The sequence below is a fragment of the Campylobacter concisus genome, assembly GCF_902460705.1.
GTDB classification, from domain to species: Bacteria; Campylobacterota; Campylobacteria; order Campylobacterales; family Campylobacteraceae; genus Campylobacter_A; species Campylobacter_A concisus_Z.
Window position 1 is genome coordinate 109,367 of sequence record NZ_CABPUP010000003.1, and the last position, 17,446, is coordinate 126,812.

The window sequence follows — 17,446 nt, forward strand, 5'->3', positions numbered from 1 at the left end:
TTCAAATCAAAAATTTATTAACAGGAGAAAAGATGAAAGCGATCGTAACCGTAGTCGGAAAAGATAGAGTTGGCATCGTTGCTGGCGTCTCAGCAAAGCTTAGCGAGCTAGGGCTAAACATAGATGATATATCGCAGACTATTTTAGATGAGTTTTTTACGATGATGGCAGTGGTTTCAAGTGATGAAAATAAAGACTTTACGGCCTTAAGAGCAGAACTTAACGAGCTTGGAGAGAGCCTAAAAGTAAAGATAAATATCCAAAGTTCCGCTATCTTTGATGCGATGCATACAATCTAAGGAAAAACAATGGACATCAAAAACGTAACCGAAACGATCTCAATGATCGAAGAGCAAAATTTTGACATCAGAACGATCACGATGGGCATTAGTTTGCTTGACTGCATCGATCCTGACATGGGCAAAGCTTGCGACAAAATTTACGCAAAAATCACCACTAAAGCCAAAGACCTAGTCAAAGTGGGCAATGAAATTTCTGCCGAGCTAGGCATACCAATCGTCAATAAAAGAGTGAGCGTGACGCCTATCTCGATAATCGGCGCCGCAACGGACGCAAAAGACTACGTGATGATCGCAAAGACGCTTGATAGGGCTGCAATTGAGGTTGGTATTGATTTTATAGGTGGTTTTTCAGCTCTAGTGCAAAAGGGCTATCAAAAGGGCGATGAAATTTTGATAAATTCTATCCCACAAGCTCTTGCACAAACTGCAAAAGTGTGCTCAAGCGTCAATGTCGGCTCAACAAAAAGTGGCATAAATATGAGCGCAGTGCGTGATATGGGGCGCATTATAAAAGAGACGGCGGCAGCATCTGAGATGGGTTGTGCTAAGCTTGTCGTTTTTGCAAACGCAGTCGAGGATAATCCTTTCATGGCAGGTGCATTTCACGGCGTGGGCGAGGCTGATGTGGTGATAAATGTGGGCGTTTCTGGTCCAGGTGTGGTAAAAAGAGCACTTGAAAAGGTGCGTGGCGAGAGCTTTGATGTGGTGGCTGAGACTGTGAAAAAGACGGCGTTTAAGATCACACGTATAGGCCAGCTAGTTGGCCAGATGGCGAGCGAAAGGCTTGGCGTGAAATTTGGTATCGTCGATCTCTCTCTTGCCCCAACACCAGCTGTGGGCGACTCGGTGGCTCGTGTGCTTGAGGAGATGGGGCTTGAGGCTGTTGGTACGCACGGAACGACTGCGGCACTTGCTTTGCTAAATGACGCGGTCAAAAAAGGTGGCGTCATGGCGTGCAATCAAGTTGGCGGCTTAAGCGGTGCATTTATCCCAGTTTCTGAGGACGAGGGCATGATAGCGGCCGTTCAAGCTGGATCGTTAAACTTAGAAAAATTAGAGGCTATGACTGCGATTTGCTCGGTGGGGCTTGACATGATAGCTATACCTGCGGACACGCCAAGCGAGAGTATAGCTGCAATGATCGCTGATGAGGCGGCTATCGGCGTGATAAATCAAAAAACAACAGCCGTTCGTATCATACCATTAGGCCGTGAGGGCGATATGATCGAGTTTGGCGGCCTTTTAGGAAGAGCGCCTGTGATGAAGATAAATAAGGCTTCAAGTGCCGACTTCATCGCTCGTGGCGGACAAATTCCAGCTCCAATTCATAGTTTTAAAAACTAATCTTCAAAGTCCGCTTTAAATTTGCGGACTTTTTCTTAAATTTATCCTAACCTTTTCAATCACTTTTAGTTAAAATAATGAAAATTTTAGACCAAGGAGCTAAAATGAAAATTTTATCACTGCTTACGGCGCTACTTTTTGGAGCGGTATGTGGCTTTGCAAATGATGGCAAAGTAAGAAGTATCGACATCTACGTCACGCCATACTACTCAGCAAATGCTGGCAAGGTGGAGTACGTCAAGGTCTATGACAAGATAGATGAGCTTTTAAAAAGTGGCAAAGAAGAGGACTTTAAAAAGGCTGAAAAGATCGTGCGAGACGCCCCACAAATGGTCTCTCCGATAACTCTTTTTGTCCTTTCAGCTCGCGCATATGATCTTGGACTTCGCGATGATGCGGTATTTTGGTTTTATGCGGCAAAAAATCGCGCGATCTTGCTAAGAGGCGTTATAGACATGGAAGGCGAGAAATTTACTGACGTGGTGGCTGCGATAGGAGCGTTTATGAAGCTTGTTGGCGACGTGGTCAATCCTTATGCATTTTGCGATATCAAAAAGCAACAAGATATCGCTGATAAAGCGCTTGAATGGACCAAGAAAAATGCCTATGAAGCGATGTTTTCGCCAGAATTTAGCTCGCCTCACGAAGATAGAAAAGCAGCCCTTGCAAAAGGCATAGAAAAGCTAGAAACTCGCAATAAAAAAGAGAAAGATTACTTTTTAGATAAAGATAATCTTGCTAACTTTAAAGCTATGCGCAAGCAAAATGGCACTGATGAGAAATTTTGCTTCTAAATAGCGAGAAAAACTGAAAATTTGCTTGTAAATTTAGCTTTTGCTTTATGCTAAAAGGGCAAATTTACAAGCTATCTCTATTTTAGATGATAAATTTTAGCTCACTACAAATCTGCTTAAATTTCGCTCTTTTTCGTAAGAGTAGCAAAAACACAAAAATGAGAATAAAAAATGACTTTAAAATTTGGCGAACTTGAAAAAGTTGCAACAGATGAGGGTTTTATCTGGTATGCCCAGACGTGGCTAAAAAGCGAAATTTTTGGCCAAGTGCTCTTTTGCCTTATCTCGGCAAATGGGGCAGATGTGGACGATGAGACGATTTTGCTAGCAGAGCGAATCGCCGGCGATATTGACCGGTATGTAAAAGAGGCACTTATCTTTTTAAAAGATGAGCTTAGGCGAGGGTACTTTTTGAGCAAGGATGAGCTTAGAGCGCTTGATGTGCCAGTTTACGATCTGCCGTTTGAGTCCCCACAGTGTACTTTTTATGCGCAAGATAAGCAGTGGCTGATGAGATTTGCTGAGGGTGCGCTTGATATTTGCGAACCTTTCGGTATTGGGGTGATTTTTGAAGGTGAAAAGCCACTTCGTTTAGAAAATTTAGAGCTTAGCCAAGAGTGCTAATCGTGGATAAATTTTGCTTTTAAACGGTGAGATAAATTTAGTTGCTGTTTTAGGTTTTTAGCCCAAAACAGCAAAAATTTGCATTTATGCGTTGCAGCAGCAATAATCACTTGGATCTTTTTCTTTTGTGATCCTAGCTCTTAGGTCGTGGCGGATGATCTCTATCGACCAAAACCATATCATGTGGCCGACAAATTCAGATACATGCTCGTACCAAGGAAGTGTCCAAAGTGGTGGAGTAAGCCCCAAAATAGGCAATGCGATCACGTGAACAGCGATATTTACGATAACGCCAACTAGTAAGCCTTGCCATATTGTAATCTTTGGAAATTTCTCAGCCAAAACACAATAAGCAACCGCAAAAACGATCGAAAATAATATATGCGTCATCATTACGTAGTTAAACGCATGCCCTGCAAACTCGTAAATGGCGGCATTTGGATCGGCCACTCCCAAATAATCCCTTAAAAATACATAAGGTGGATTTAAGAAATTTCTAGAGCAATCGATCGCATCGGCTGCCCTAATGGTACTCTCTGGTCCGCAAGCAGCGTTAAACATATCCATCGGACTTCTTGGAGGAAGTGGGAATTCTGCTCCCCATTTGACAAAGGCTGAGACAATGCCAGCGACAAGGCCGATTAACGCAGCCAGAGCAAATCTAGGTTTTGTTACTAAATTTGACATTTAAACTCCTTCCTTAAATTTGCAAAATCTTATTGCAATTTACTTTATGATAAGATTAATCATTATTAAAAATATAAAAATATTTAAAAATTTTAATGGACTTAAAATCATAAAATTTTTAGCCATTTTTGGCTAGACTAAGAAAAAATTTAAAGGAGAATAGATGTCTAAAGAGTTTAAAGATGCAAATGAATTTAAGGAATTTTTTGAAGAATTTAGAAAAAAAGATGGCTACAAAGATCCGCTTGCTTTTGGTATCGCTAGGATCGATCGCGGACAAAAAAATACAGATAAAATTTTGCAAGCGACTTTTGCTGTTGTAAATTACAAAGAGAGCTTTTTAAGCGCAGCTGCTTATATCTATGCTTTGCAAAAATGTGACGTTAAGGTTGATTTTAACGGCTCTGAATTTATAGCTGATCTTACGCCAAAAGTGGTAAAAAAGGCTAGTAAGCTCTTTAGCGTCTTTGAAAAAGAGATAAGCTCTCATAAAAATGTACAAAATTTGCATGCCGTAAAAATGGCTTTTGATGACGATCTTGAACTAAATGAGAATAAATTTAAACTTGTGTTTTTATTTGATGATGCAAAGCCACTTAGCGTGGAGGCCGTATATCTCAAGCTTTACTTGATATCGCTTGGCAAAGTCGCACCTAGAACGATCGTGCTTGATGGAGCTTTTGGTTTGTTGCCAAATGTTGCATGGACTAGCCAAAATACGCCAATTGAGCTTGAATGGCTAAGAGAAAATGAAATTTCTCTAAAGATGTTTGGCGAATATCCAGCGATCGTTAGCGTCGATAAATTCCCAAGATTTTTAAGCCACATCATTCCAGCGGATAATACGAGAATTTTAGACTCAGCCAAGGTTCGCATGGGCGCTGCTGTGCATCCTGGCACAGTCGTTATGCCTGGTGCTGCCTACATCAACTTTAACGCAGGTACAACCGGTGGCGTAATGGTTGAAGGTAGGGTCAGCAGCTCTGTCGTAGTGGGCGAGGGCAGTGACGTAGGCGGAGGGGCAAGTATACTTGGCGTGCTAAGTGGCACAAACGGCAACCCTGTAAGTATCGGCAAACACTGCTTGCTTGGCGCAAACTCAGTTACAGGCGTACCTCTTGGTGATAACTGCATCGTGGATGCTGGAATAGCAGTGCTTGAGGGCACAAAGGTCTATATATCAGCTAGCGAGCGCGAAAAGCTAGCTAAACTAAATCCAGAGTTTAAATTTGAAGCTGAAATTTACAAAGCGCTTGAGCTTGGTGGGCTAAACGGACTTCATTTTAGACAAAACAGCCAAACAGGCCAGATCACTGCAAGTGCGAGCAAAAGGGCGATTAAGCTAAATGAGGCACTTCATTAAAAGGAGCTAGCATGAAAGTTGGCATTTTGATGTTTGACAAGCTAAATCTACTAAGCTTTGCCAAAATTTATGATTTTTTACATAAATTTGAGGATTTTAATATCAAAACCTACGCCATAAAGCCTGAGATAGTCGATGAATTTGGCGTCAGGCTTCATCCTGAAATTTACGCTGAAAGCCTTTATGGCGTAGATGTCTTAGTCGTGCCAGATGGCGTTGGAGCACTTGGATTAAGATACGATGAGATATTTTTAAGCTGGGTTAAAAGCTCAGCGAGTGCGAAATTTAAGATAGGTTTTGATCTTGGCGTGCTTATCCTTGGTGGTGCTGGATTTTTAGAAGACAGAGAGGCTTGCATAAGGGGCGGATACAAAAATGCGCTGAGTGACTACTGCGATGCTAATGATGCCAAGATGTGCGAAAGTAGGGGTGTCATAAGCGTTAGTGAATTTGATGATAGAATCAAAGAACAGCTGACAACGATACTAGGTAAAGATAAATTTTAATGGCTTTGACTCTTAAATTACGATAGAAATTTTATATTTTTAGTAAGATTATAGCTTGTTTATAGCGCTATTTACCGCTTGTAGGTGTGCTACATTATCCACTCTGTGAAATCAAAATTTAAGTTATTTCCAAGCTTTGTTATCTGCTCTAAAATTTCATAATAATTTTTTCTATTTGCTTAAATAATGCTAGAGATGGAAAATGGCTTAACACCATCTTCTCTTAAAAAGTAGTGTGCCAAAGCCCTTGTTATGCGTCCATTACCGTTATCATAAGGATGAATAAAAAAACTAAAGATGTGCAATAAAACTTTTTAGATATGCGTTTTCAAGGCTTTTGTTGATAAAATTTTAAAAGTTCTCATCTCATCTTCTATGCCTCTACTGGCAAGGCTTTATAGTGGATTTGTGTGTTTTTTAGCAAGTCTGAGATAATCTGTATGTCATTATCTCTAAAATTAGCTCTTTTTATCTTGCAAGTTTTACCATAACTATATTCGAATAAGATATTATTGTACCAACCATATGGTCTCCCTCAAGGCTCATAGGGATTTGCTTAAATTTATATCAAGCAAACGCGAGACTAGATTATAGTTATGTCTAGTTGCATGAGTGCCAGCTCGCCAGTCAAAATTTTTGTCTAACATCTTTTTTATAGGTGAGTGAATACTTATACCATTGAGCCTTTCTCGATGAGTAGATGATCTAATCTTCTAGAGCACTGATTTGTGCCTTTAAAAGATCGTTTTTGCAGATCTCGCTTGTTTTAAATTTTTGTGATCTTGCTCTAGCTTATTTGTAAGGATATCTATTGTTCCTTTATAGAAAGAAAATTTTGTGCAATTAGGATACTGTCATGTCAACTAGTTTTACATTATTTTTCTAAAAGTAAGAGTAGTATTTTATATTTTTTGCTCAACGTATGGAACTTATTTATAGCAGTAAAATTTGGTATATGTATTGTTTTTGATTTGCTATTTGTAGAAGTCGTTTTTTTTGTTAGAAAAGAGCCAGTTAAAGTTAAGGCTAGATAAGATTATCTACCTAGCCTATAGTCTCTTCTAGCATCCTTATAACCACGTCTATATCCACGCTCAAAACCATCATCATAGTCGTCATCGTTATAGTAGCCTCCGCGGTAACCACGCTGAAATCTATCATATCTTTCGTACTCATTTCGATAGTATGGGCGGTAGTTAGGCGGATATGGCGCATAGTTTGGATCAACAGGATAGTAGCCATTTGCACGGCAACTATCCTCGTCAAATTTTTCTATTCCGTTGCGAAATTTGTAGCTTTCTATTTTTTTGTCAAAGCTATCAATGCTTCTTATATCGCCATAAATTTTAGCCATTTCTCTTTGATTTATAAGACCACAAAGCCTAGCTTCAACTTTTTTTTCATAACTCATAGCAAACAAAAAAGTCAATGAACAAAATAAAATGGCTAAAAATTTCATATTAATCTCCTACTTTTAGACTTCCGCCTTTGCCAAGACCGCCTTTTACATTTTGTGCTTTGTAGTCTTTTAGAGCAATAACTAATTGATTCATTGAATCAAGGAAAGCATTTACAAGTGTTTTTCCCTCAGGTGTTCTTGAATATACGCCAAGTCCCGCGCCAAGAGAAGCGCCAGCACCGCCGCCCATGCCAAAGAAGTCAGTGCTAGAAGCTGAGCCAATAGCTGCCGCTAATTGAACACCTGAACGATTTTCTATAAGAACCAATGTGGTTTGTGTCTCTTTTGTTGAAAAACCACCAGCTATAGCACCTGCTACACTACCAAAAAGTGCTTCAACAAGAGCACCTGCACCGCCCGTATCTTCGTTGCTAAAGAAAATTTCAGGGCGAATAGTATAATCAGCTGCTACCATTTTACCTTTACCAAAGCCGGAACCACCACGTAGTTCGCCTGATCTATCAAGTGCACGCTCTTGCATCATATTATCCATCATAGCGCCACGTTCAACTATAACAAAACAACCAGTTTGTTGCGCAAGAAGACGCAAAACCGGAATAGTTGATGTGAGCTTGTAGTTGTGTGTTAAATATGAATACCAATCAGAATTTTGGTCTTCATAAAACGCAAGTGTTCCAAGAGTGCTACTACACTTTTCTATTTTTGTGTTAGCGTTTTTATTGTTGCTACCAGCAGCACTGCCAGTTACGCCATTGTTGTTGCCAGTTGCGCAACCGCTTAAAAGTAAAACTCCAAGACCTACGCTTAGTAAAGATGAACTTAACTTCATTTTTATCCTTAATATTTAAGTTAGTCTTAGCATTATATATAAGCAAATATTATAAAAATATTAATATAAAATTTATGTTTAATAACATAAATGCAAAATTATTTTTCACAAAAATTTAAGCAGCCAGCAAGATGCCAGCCACACGAGTTATTCGACAGTTACGCTTTTTGCAAGATTCCTTGGCATATCGACGTTGTTGCCAAGTCTAACAGAAATTTCAAGTGCAAGTAGCTGAAGTACAAGCATCATCTCAAAAAATTCGCTCATGTAGTGATCTTGAACACTTGTTTTTACGTAGTCATCGCTTAGCTCAAACTCAAGTGGGCTTATCGCTAGGATGTACGCATCTCTTGCAGCAAGCTCTTCGACGTTGCTCTTTGTCTTTTCATAAAGTAAATTCTGAGGCATCAAAGCTATCGTAAATAGCTTCTCATCCGCAAGTGCAATAGGGCCGTGTTTCATCTCACCTGATGGATAGCCCTCGGCGTGAAGATATGAGATTTCTTTAAGCTTTAGCGCACCTTCAAGTGCTAGCGGATAGAAGATATCTCTACCTATAAAGAAGAAGCCATGTCCGTGTAAATAATGCTTGCTTAGGCGGTGAAGCTTCTCTTGAAGAGAGTTATTGATATTTAAAATTTGTGGGATGTGAAGAAGCGTTTTGATCTCGTGATCAAGCTCTTCTTTACTGATAGACTCTTTTGCTGCTGCCATTTGAAGCACAAGCATCCAAAGTACGATGATCTGCGTTGCAAAGGCCTTTGTACTCGCAACACCTTTTTCGATACCAGCACGAGTTAGAAGAGTATTGTCAGCTAGTCTAACGATAGATGAGTTATCGACATTGCAAATCGCAAGCGTTCTAAGCCCAGCCTCTTTTGCTATCCTAAGCGCCTCAAGAGTATCAGCTGTCTCACCACTTTGTGAGATGACGATGAAGAGCGAGTTTTTGTTTAGATAAGGCTTTCTATATCTAAATTCGCTTGCCACTTCAACCTTTGTTCTAACTTTAGCAAGTCTTTCAAAAAGATAGCTTGCGGTTAGTGCTGCATGGTAGCTAGTCCCACACGCACAAAGCACAACATCATCGATACCTTTTAGGTATTCATCGTCTAAATTTTCAAGGGTGACTTTGTGATTTTTAACCCTGCCCATGATGGTTTCAGATACGACCGCACCTTGCTCGTAAATTTCTTTCTCCATGAAAAATGTATAGCCCTCTTTTTGGGCATAACTTTTATCTTTTGGCAAGGCGTTAAATGTTATGCTAGCCTTTTTGCCGTGCTTAAAGACTGCGATCTCGTCTAAACTAACATAGCCATAGTTGTTGTCATCTAAATATGCCACCTCTGTTGCGCTGCCGATAAGTGGGGCGTCTGATGAGGCAAAATATAGCTCTTTTTCATTACTCTTTCCTATCGCCATAGGAGCGGCATCTTTTGCAAAAAATATCTTATCAGGTGCAGTTTTGGTGATAAGTAGTGTCGCATAAGCGCCTCTAAGCTTTGCGATAGTTGCCTCATAAGCTTTAAATGGGTCTTTTTTCTCTTTTAAAATTTCTTCAAAAAGATGCACTATCACTTCGGTGTCGGTTTGGCTGACAAATTTCACGCCCTTTGCCTCAAGCTCATCTTTAAGCTCTTTGTAGTTTTCGATGATGCCATTGTGAACGACAAATGAGTGCTCGCCAAGGTGCGGATGAGCGTTTATCTCAGTTGGTTTGCCATGCGTCGCCCAGCGTGTGTGACCTATCGCCACGCCAAAGCCAGTTGATGTAAAGTCCTTTGTTTTTAGGGCTAAATTTTCAAGCTTGCCGACCGCCTTAAAAAAATCGATCTTGCCATCACTCATCACAGCCATGCCAGCGCTGTCGTATCCGCGATACTCAAGCTCTTTTAGACCGCTTAAAATGACCTCTTTTTTCTCTTTATCTCCGATGTATCCTACGATTCCACACATTTTTTACTCACTTATTAATAAATTTAATATCTCTTCGCCTTTACTCTCAAGTCGTTCGTTTTTCTCGATCAAAAAGAGATTTCTTGTTCTATTTTTGACCGTTTGGATTCTAGCACTCGTGACTTGAAAATAAAGCCTGTCAAAAACACTCATCACATAAGCCATTAGCCCACGCTGATCTTTTGCGTTGATGCTAAGTTTGGCGTAATCTTTTGAGTGATTTAGCTCGAAGTTTATCTCATCTTTGTTAATGTTTGGTTTCAAAGGCTCTTTTAGAACCTCGCTATTTAGGGATTTTAGAGCTAAATTTTTAGTATTTTCAAGCTCCTCTTTTTTAATATTTTGGTTGAAATCAAGCCTGATATAAAATTTTTTCTCAAATAGCTCAAAAATTTCCATGTATGCTAGGTCAAATTTAGCAAATTCATAGAGCAGGGCACTTAAGTTTAGGCTCTTTCTTGTGTAGATCTGAATGCTTAAATTTTTAGAGTTATTTATAAAAATTTCTGTCGCATTTAAGCTATCTGCAACCTTGCTTAAATTTATGATTTCACTCCCACTATATTTTATAAAGACAAGATTTGATGTGATTTTAAAAATTTTCTCTTGCAAGCTTGGTTCAAGCGCCAAAAACTCGCTATTTCGTTTTATAGACTGCTCTTTTTTTACTCGCCTTGTCGCTTCATCTAGTAAATTTTCATCGCTAAATGCACTAAGAGAAATTTCATAAAGTTCCCTTAAAAGCTTTGCAGTATAGGCGTTATAGAGCCTCTCGTTTGTCGCGTTTATCACGCAGTAGCTAAGGATGTAAAGCAGTTTTAAAACCTGCTTGTCGCCAAGCTTTGAGATAAAAGCAAATATAACGCGTTGGGAATAAATGTCTTCTCTGTTTGAGACGTTGCTCATTAGCGTGTGGTATTTTATCAAGATGACGCCGATATTTACGGCCTTTTGGCTTAAATTTAGCTTGTTTGCGTATGCTCTAAAGATATTAGCGCCGATATTTGCGTGGTCTTTACCAAGCCCCTTGCCAACGTCGTGCATTAAAGTCACGATCTTTAGCATCGTCTTGCCCTCCAAGCAAAGCTCGGTATAGAGATTTTTTATAAATTTATCTTTTATATTTTCAAGAAATTTTACGCTTAAGATGCTATGTTCATCGACCGTAAATTCGTGATAGCCGTCGTACTGAGCTAGCTGGCTGATGTGTTCCATTGGTTTTATTAAAATTTGTATCATTTGCGCATCAAGCAATGACTTTAAAATTGCGTAGGAATTTTTTCTTAAAAATATCTTCTTAAACTCGCTGATAGCGCGCTCCAAGCCGCTTTTTGTGATAATGGCTCGCTTGATGTAAAAGATCGCGCTTATATCAAATTTATAATCCACATCTTTTAGTTCTAAAAGCTCGGTTATTAGATTTTCAATGAGAGCCGGCTTTTTATGAAGCGGTACGTAGATAACGCCATTTATCTCGTAAAAGCCATTTTTTAGCCTTGCAAATTTTCTCTGATCAAAATTTAGCTCACTTTTAAAAAATGGCCTACAAAGAGAAGCGACGATAAACCTTGAATAAATGGCGACATTATTCATTGAGCTTAGCATCTTTTGGCTGATAACGCTTTCATTGTCTTGAAGCTTTTTAGACTTTGTTTGCATGAAATTTGTCGTGATTTCAACGCTTGAAGCGCTAAAAGTATCAGAATTTTGCGTCAAATTTAAGGTGGTTAGTAGGCTTAGTAAAAAGTCCACATTTAGGTTAAAACTAGCGATCTCTTTTTCATTCATCACTTTTAGGGCTTGTGATCTAACTGAAATATCACTATCTAGGCAGTTTAGTATGCAGTTTAGGTGATAAATTTCATCTATCCCACCAAAGCCACTTTTTAAATTTGGCTCTTGGGCTAAGTAGCTGATGCTAGAAAACGGCAAAAATGCCTTTAAATGGTAGTTTAAAAAGGCTTTTTTATCAAATTCTTTTAATTTTACGATCTCGCTTTTTACTAAGCGGTAGAGACTTTTTGAACCACAGATATATCGGACTTGTGATGTTTCGCTTTTAAATTTGAGATCGTCTTTGTAATTTGTAAAAATTTCATCTATTTCAACGCTTTTTATATAAAAATTTATTCCAGAGCTACTTAAAATTTCGCTAAATTCTTTTAAGAAATTCTTTATGTTGTAGCCTTTTAAATTTTTATAAAATAGCAAAATTTCAAGCTCGCTATTTGCACTAAGTAGGGTTTGGGCGTATTTTCCAGTAGCTAAAACACTAAAGGCAAAGCTGTCATTTTGCGGCACAAAATCATCAAAAAAATCTCGCATAGTTTCATTTAAATAAGATTTTATAAAATCATCATACTCTTTGGCTAAAAAATTTGCAAAATTTCTACCCTGATTTTTTTGAAAGTGTTTTGGTAAATTTGCCTTAAAATCAAGAAATTTCTCTTTGATCTTTGAATAATTATCGCTATTTTTGGTACTTTTATCAGCCAGCATTTAATGTTTCCATTGTTAAAAATATCTTGGCAAATGTTACATAATTTTTGCAAAAACAAAGCTTTATTTATCTATAATAAGACCTTAAGTTCAGCTTTAGGACGATAAAGATAATGAATCTATTACAAAAACTAGAAAGTGGCGAGAGATTAAGCAAACAAGAGGCTTTTTCGCTTTATGAGCTTGATCTTTTTACCTTGGCTAAATTTGCCGACAAAAAGCGCAGAAAACTGCACGGCAACAAGGTCTTTTTTAATGTAAATCGCCATATCAATCCAACAAATATATGTGCTGATATCTGTAAATTTTGCGCATTTTCGGCTCACAGAAAAAATCCAAATCCATATTTAATGAGCCACGAAGAAATTTTAAAGATCGTTGATAAGAGCGTGAGCCACGGCGTAAAGGAAATACACATTGTCTCTGCCCACAACGCAAAAAGTGGCTGGCAGTGGTATTTAGAAATTTTTAAAAAGATAAAGGCAGCTCATCCAGAGCTCCATGTAAAAGCGATGACGGCAGCTGAGATCGACTTTTTATCAAGGCATTATGGCTTAAGCTATGATGAGGTGATAGAGAAGATGCTTGAATACGGCGTCGATAGCATGCCAGGCGGCGGGGCTGAAATTTTTGATGAAGAGGTCAGGGCTAAAATTTGCAAAGGCAAAGTAAGTAGCGAAAACTGGCTCAAAATCCACAAAATGTGGCATGATAAAGGCAAGCAGAGCAATGCAACGATGCTTTTTGGTCACATAGAAAGCCGCGGTAACAGGATCGATCACATGCTAAGGATTAGAGACTTGCAGGATGAAACTGGCGGTTTTAACGCGTTTATCCCGCTTGTCTATCAAAGAGAAAATAACTACTTAAAAGATGTGAAATTTCTAGGATCAGCTGAAATTTTAAAGACTCTGGCGATCTCACGTCTTGTGCTAGATAATGTTCCTCATATCAAAGCTTACTGGGCCACTTCGACGCTAAATTTGGCGATGATCGCTCAGGAATTTGGCGCTGATGATCTTGATGGCACGATAGAAAAAGAGAGCATCCAAAGTGCAGCTGGCGCAAATAGCGCAAATGGCGTTACACTAAAGACATTTTGTGATCTCATAAAGACATCTGGTTTTACGCCGGTTGAGCGTGATAGCTTATATAACGAACTTAAAATTTACTAAAAGGAGCTTGGGGTGAAATTTTTTGACTTAGCACAAAATAAAACAAGTGTGAAGCAGGAATTTGGAGCGGGACTTACGACGTTTTTGGCGATGATGTATATCGTGCCGGTAAATGCGATCATTATGAGCAAAACTGGCATGCCTTATGAGGCACTCATCACTGCAACAGCGCTAATTACCATATTTTCTACTGTATTAAATGGTCTTTGGGCGAACACGCCAGTTGCGATGAGCGTTGGTATGGGACTTAATGCTTATTTTACATTTGGTCTTTGCATCGGTATGAAAGTGCCTTGGCAAACGGCTCTTGGCGTTGTTTTTCTAAGCGGCGTGATATTTGTCGTTTTATCTTTTACAAATTTTAGGATGTGGATAATAAGATCCATCCCACTTGACCTAAGAAGAGCGATAAGCGCTGGCATAGGCACATTTATCAGCTTTGTCGCATTTCAGCAAATGGGCTTTATCGTAAATAGTGACGCAGTTTTGGTTGGCATAGGAAATTTCAAAGATCCAAACGTACTTCTTGGCGTTTTGGGATTATTTTTAGTTATTTGCTTTTGGGCGTGGAAGATAAAGGGCGCGTTTATACTAGCTGTGCTTGCTACTTCAGTGATAGCTTGGGTGCTTGGTATCGCTCCTCATCCAACAGAAATTTTCTCAACTCCTGCCTCTATCTCTCCGATATTTTTAGAGCTTGACATAAAAGGCGCGCTTAGTCTAGCCTTGCTGCCAGTTGTTATCACATTTTTTGTTACCGATCTTTTTGACTCGATAGGCACGTTAGCTGGAGTAGGAACGAGGGCTGGAATTTTTGATGAAAATAAAAAAGATGGCGTCGTAAAACTTGAAAAAACTCTTGAAGCTGACGCTATTGCTACGGCGGCTGGCTCGCTTGTAGGCGTAAGTACGACCACATCGTTTGTAGAGAGTGCTAGCGGTGTAGAAGAGGGCGGCAGAACTGGTCTAACAGCTGTATTTTGCGGACTTTTATTTATACTTACATTATTTATGTTACCACTTTTTAAAGCGATCCCTGGCAATGCCATCTATCCGATCCTTGTAATGGTTGGCGTGCTTATGTTTGCTGAGCTTGCTAGTATAAATTTCAAAGATCCAGCTATTGCAGTTGCGACATTTTTCATAGTTGTACTCATACCACTTACTTACTCGATCACAAACGGCCTTGCATTTGGATTTATGTCATACGTAATAGTTAAGCTCATAAAGAGAGAATTTAGCGATATAAATTTAGGCGTAGTCGTACTAGCGCTCATTAGTTTCATCGTATTTTTAGTGCATTGATAAGGAAGAAAGATGATATTTTATGGCTATGATGAATTTGCTGTTGATACTAAAAAGATGGCAAAACAGATAAAAGATGAATTTGATCCAGAGGCGATACTAGCTGTGGCAAGAGGTGGTCTAACGCTTGGCCACTCGCTAGCTGTTGCGCTTAATAATAGAAATTTATTTACCCTAAATTCTATCCACTATGAAGATACAAACAAGCTTGATACGATTAACATCTTTAACGTACCAGATCTTAGCAAATACACTAAAATTTTGCTCGTCGATGACATCATCGACAGTGGAGAGAGCATGGTCGAGATAAAAAGAGAGCTGCTTAAGCGTTATCCAAATTTAGATATAAAAATAGCGACCGTCTTTTATAAAGAGAAAGCTCTGCTTTTGCCAGAATTTAAGGTAAAAGAGGCTCACGATTGGATCGAGTTTTTTTGGGATATACATATTTAAGGAAAATTTTTGCTAGATAAATTTAGAGAATTTGTTGGACATCACGTCGCTTTTAGCGTATTTTTAATATGTTTGATCGATTGTATATTTTTACTTTATACGGCAAATTCTCTTAGTATAAGTTACAGTGAAGCTGAAATTTTTTTTAACAAACAAAATTTTCTTAGCCATGTTTTAAAATTAAGTGTTCAAATTTTTGGTCAAACGGATATTGCTCTAAGATCTGTGATGATCGCGTTTCATGTCATAAGCGTCGTTTTAATGTATAAGGTAAGCAAATTTTACATTAAATTAGAGTTTGACAGACTTATTGCAGTATTGCTTTTTATCTTACTTCCTGGCACGCTAGCTTCAGCCCTTATTGTCAATAATGCTGGGCTTTGCGTTATGCTGGCGCTCCTGTGTATCTACTTTTTCCATGTTAAAAATAAAATTTTATTTGTAGCATTTTTTTGTCTTTCTTTTTTTATAGATGGTGATTTTTTGATATTTTACGTAGGATTTTTTATATTTTCACTTTATAAAAGGAAGCCGCCACTTGCTTGGCTAAGTGCTATTTTATTTTTACTCACGCTTTACTTTTTTGGTTTTGATACAAATGGTAGGCCAAGTGGGCACTTTATCGATACTTTTGGTATCTTTGCCGCTGTTTTTTCACCGTTTATTTTTATCTTTTTTGTCTATACGATTTATAGAATTTGGGTTAAGGAAAAGAAGGATCTTTTATGGTTTATTGCGATTTGCTCATTTTGCTTTTGTATGATAGTTTCAGTGCGCCAAAGGCTGGAACTTGAGCAGTTTTTGCCATTTTGTGTGATTGCAACACCACTTATGGTAAGAGTATTTTTTAATTCGTATCGTGTAAGATTGCCAAAATTTAGAAAAGGCTATAAAATTTGCACGACCTTAGTGATGCTTTTTTTAGCCTTAAACTGGTCGATGATCGTATTTAATCAAATTTTTTACCTATTTTTAGATAACCCAACAAAGCATTTTGTCTATAAATTTGATGTTGTAAAAGAGCTTGCTGCTAAATTAAAAGAAGCGGAAATCAAGGATTTATACACTGATAATAAAAAGCTTGCATTAAGACTTAAATTTTATGGTATAGACATAAGAGATGAGTCTAAAAATTTATTAGTAAGCGCCGATCTAGATGGAAAATCAAAATTTTGCATAGAAAAAATGGGAAAAGTAATCGCAAATTTCGATGCAAGAGGCAGGTAGATGCATAAAAACAAGGGTTTTACTGTTATAGAGCTTATATTTGTAATCATTGCCGTTGGCATACTTGCAGCAATGATCATACCAAGGCTAGAAATAAACGGAGCCAGAGAGGCAGCTACACAGATGCTAACGCATATAAGGTACGCCCAGCACCTTGCCATGCAAGATGATAAATTTGTTCATTCAGAAAATGAAAAATTTTGGTTTAAAATGAGATGGGGGATAGCTATTAATGACACTAGTTTGCAAGAGTGCTCAGTAGATGAGCCTGGGGTTAAATCTTGGAAATATAGTATTTTTTATGATAAAAGAGGTAGTGGTAATAAATTTAGTGGTAATTTAAATTCCAAAGAAGAGGTTGCCATCGATACACAAAAGTCAAGTAAATTTTTAAGCGCGGGCTGGAGAGGCATTCCTCAATCCTATTGCAATAAAATTAATATAGATTTAAATATTGAAAAAAAATATGGTATAAAATCGGTTAAATTTGTTGGTAGTTGTAGAAAAGGCAAGACGCAAACCATTGATTTTGACGAATTAGGTAGGCCTATGAGAGTAGTGAGTGTTACTGGTAATAAAGGAGCAAAAAGGCCTTATTCAAGACTATTGAAAGGCGATTGCAAGATAGTTTTAACAGATAAAAATAATAATGTGGCCTCTATAAATATAGAAAAAAGAAGTGGATACGCATATATAAACTAAACCCTATAAACCTATAATAGAAATACATGCTTTAAAATTTTAAAGCGCCTAATAAAATTTTCTCAAATTCCCTAAATATTTCAACTATCTTTAAGTATTGCTCGTATATAATTCCAGCTCACGAAACGAGAAACCACCTTTAACTTCATTGGTTAATAAAGCCTTTTCTTTTTATCGTTGTTCTTTTAACTTACAATTGTTAAACTATTAGTCAATCTTTGAAATCTAAACAAGTGATCGATTGAGCCAGTCTATTA

17 protein-coding genes are annotated in these 17,446 nt (G+C 38.1%); 11 read left to right on the top strand and 6 right to left on the bottom strand.

Features of this window, described 5'->3' with window-relative positions:
- Positions 1-32: 32 nt before the first annotated feature.
- The 4 genes from F3G75_RS05535 to F3G75_RS05550 all read left to right on the top strand — a co-directional run bounded on the left by F3G75_RS05535 (position 33) and on the right by F3G75_RS05550 (position 3,064).
- Positions 33-299: an ACT domain-containing protein gene (locus F3G75_RS05535; RefSeq protein ID WP_021091480.1), complete on the top strand. Its 267-nt coding sequence runs from the start codon at positions 33-35 to the stop codon at positions 297-299.
- Between the two features lie 9 nt (positions 300-308).
- On the top strand, positions 309-1,646 hold the full coding sequence (locus tag F3G75_RS05540) for a PFL family protein (RefSeq protein ID WP_149716864.1): 1,338 nt from the start codon (positions 309-311) through the stop codon (positions 1,644-1,646).
- 104 nt (positions 1,647-1,750) lie between these two features.
- Positions 1,751-2,440 carry a cytochrome-c oxidase gene (locus tag F3G75_RS05545; protein WP_149716865.1) on the top strand — a complete coding sequence of 230 codons (690 nt, stop codon included), beginning with the start codon at positions 1,751-1,753 and terminating at the stop codon, positions 2,438-2,440.
- 171 nt (positions 2,441-2,611) lie between these two features.
- Positions 2,612-3,064 (top strand): hypothetical protein, encoded by a 453-nt coding sequence (locus F3G75_RS05550; RefSeq protein ID WP_149716866.1) that lies wholly within the window; start codon positions 2,612-2,614, stop codon positions 3,062-3,064.
- 84 nt (positions 3,065-3,148) lie between these two features.
- Here the strand turns inward: F3G75_RS05550 and F3G75_RS05555 are convergent, their stop codons facing one another.
- Entirely contained in the window at positions 3,149-3,751 is a 603-nt protein-coding gene (locus F3G75_RS05555) for a YagU family protein (RefSeq protein WP_149716867.1), read from the bottom strand.
- Between the two features lie 163 nt (positions 3,752-3,914).
- Here F3G75_RS05555 and F3G75_RS05560 point away from each other — a divergent pair, with 163 nt between their 5' ends.
- Both F3G75_RS05560 and F3G75_RS05565 read left to right on the top strand, forming a co-directional pair.
- The gene (locus F3G75_RS05560) at positions 3,915-5,114 is read left to right on the top strand and encodes a 2,3,4,5-tetrahydropyridine-2,6-carboxylate N-succinyltransferase (protein WP_149716868.1); all 1,200 of its coding nucleotides are present in this window, start codon (positions 3,915-3,917) and stop codon (positions 5,112-5,114) included.
- Between the two features lie 11 nt (positions 5,115-5,125).
- On the top strand, positions 5,126-5,620 hold the full coding sequence (locus tag F3G75_RS05565) for a type 1 glutamine amidotransferase family protein (protein WP_149716869.1): 495 nt from the start codon (positions 5,126-5,128) through the stop codon (positions 5,618-5,620).
- A 179-nt stretch (positions 5,621-5,799) separates the two neighbouring features.
- On the opposite strand, the gene F3G75_RS09620 is transcribed toward F3G75_RS05565, so the two are convergent.
- The 5 genes from F3G75_RS09620 to F3G75_RS05590 form a co-directional block, all read right to left on the bottom strand.
- Complete coding sequence (locus F3G75_RS09620) at positions 5,800-5,925, bottom strand: Fic family protein (RefSeq protein WP_149716870.1); 126 nt, start codon at positions 5,923-5,925, stop codon at positions 5,800-5,802.
- 731 nt (positions 5,926-6,656) lie between these two features.
- Entirely contained in the window at positions 6,657-7,079 is a 423-nt protein-coding gene (locus F3G75_RS05575; protein ID WP_084041528.1) for a gamma-glutamyl phosphate reductase, read from the bottom strand.
- 1 nt (position 7,080) lies between these two features.
- Entirely contained in the window at positions 7,081-7,869 is a 789-nt protein-coding gene (locus tag F3G75_RS05580) for a CsgG/HfaB family protein (RefSeq protein ID WP_087586473.1), read from the bottom strand.
- A gap of 147 nt (positions 7,870-8,016) precedes the next feature.
- Positions 8,017-9,828, bottom strand: a complete 1,812-nt coding sequence (gene glmS / locus F3G75_RS05585; RefSeq protein WP_149716871.1) for a glutamine--fructose-6-phosphate transaminase (isomerizing) — start codon at positions 9,826-9,828, stop codon at positions 8,017-8,019.
- Positions 9,829-9,831: 3 nt separating this feature from the next.
- Positions 9,832-12,327: an HD domain-containing protein gene (locus tag F3G75_RS05590; RefSeq protein ID WP_149716872.1), complete on the bottom strand. Its 2,496-nt coding sequence runs from the start codon at positions 12,325-12,327 to the stop codon at positions 9,832-9,834.
- A gap of 110 nt (positions 12,328-12,437) precedes the next feature.
- Between F3G75_RS05590 and mqnE the strand changes: the two genes are divergently transcribed.
- Genes mqnE through F3G75_RS05615 form a run of 5 tightly spaced genes read left to right on the top strand, consistent with a single transcriptional unit; the run spans position 12,438 to position 17,189 of the window.
- On the top strand, positions 12,438-13,502 hold the full coding sequence (gene mqnE, locus F3G75_RS05595) for an aminofutalosine synthase MqnE (RefSeq protein ID WP_149716873.1): 1,065 nt from the start codon (positions 12,438-12,440) through the stop codon (positions 13,500-13,502).
- Positions 13,503-13,514: 12 nt separating this feature from the next.
- Positions 13,515-14,807: an NCS2 family permease gene (locus F3G75_RS05600; protein ID WP_087578927.1), complete on the top strand. Its 1,293-nt coding sequence runs from the start codon at positions 13,515-13,517 to the stop codon at positions 14,805-14,807.
- 12 nt (positions 14,808-14,819) lie between these two features.
- Positions 14,820-15,260 (top strand): phosphoribosyltransferase, encoded by a 441-nt coding sequence (locus F3G75_RS05605; RefSeq protein WP_149716874.1) that lies wholly within the window; start codon positions 14,820-14,822, stop codon positions 15,258-15,260.
- Positions 15,261-15,269: 9 nt separating this feature from the next.
- Positions 15,270-16,487 (top strand): glycosyltransferase family protein, encoded by a 1,218-nt coding sequence (locus F3G75_RS05610; protein ID WP_149716875.1) that lies wholly within the window; start codon positions 15,270-15,272, stop codon positions 16,485-16,487.
- Positions 16,488-17,189 carry a pilus assembly FimT family protein gene (locus F3G75_RS05615; protein WP_149716876.1) on the top strand — a complete coding sequence of 234 codons (702 nt, stop codon included), beginning with the start codon at positions 16,488-16,490 and terminating at the stop codon, positions 17,187-17,189.
- Positions 17,190-17,446 lie beyond the last annotated feature (257 nt).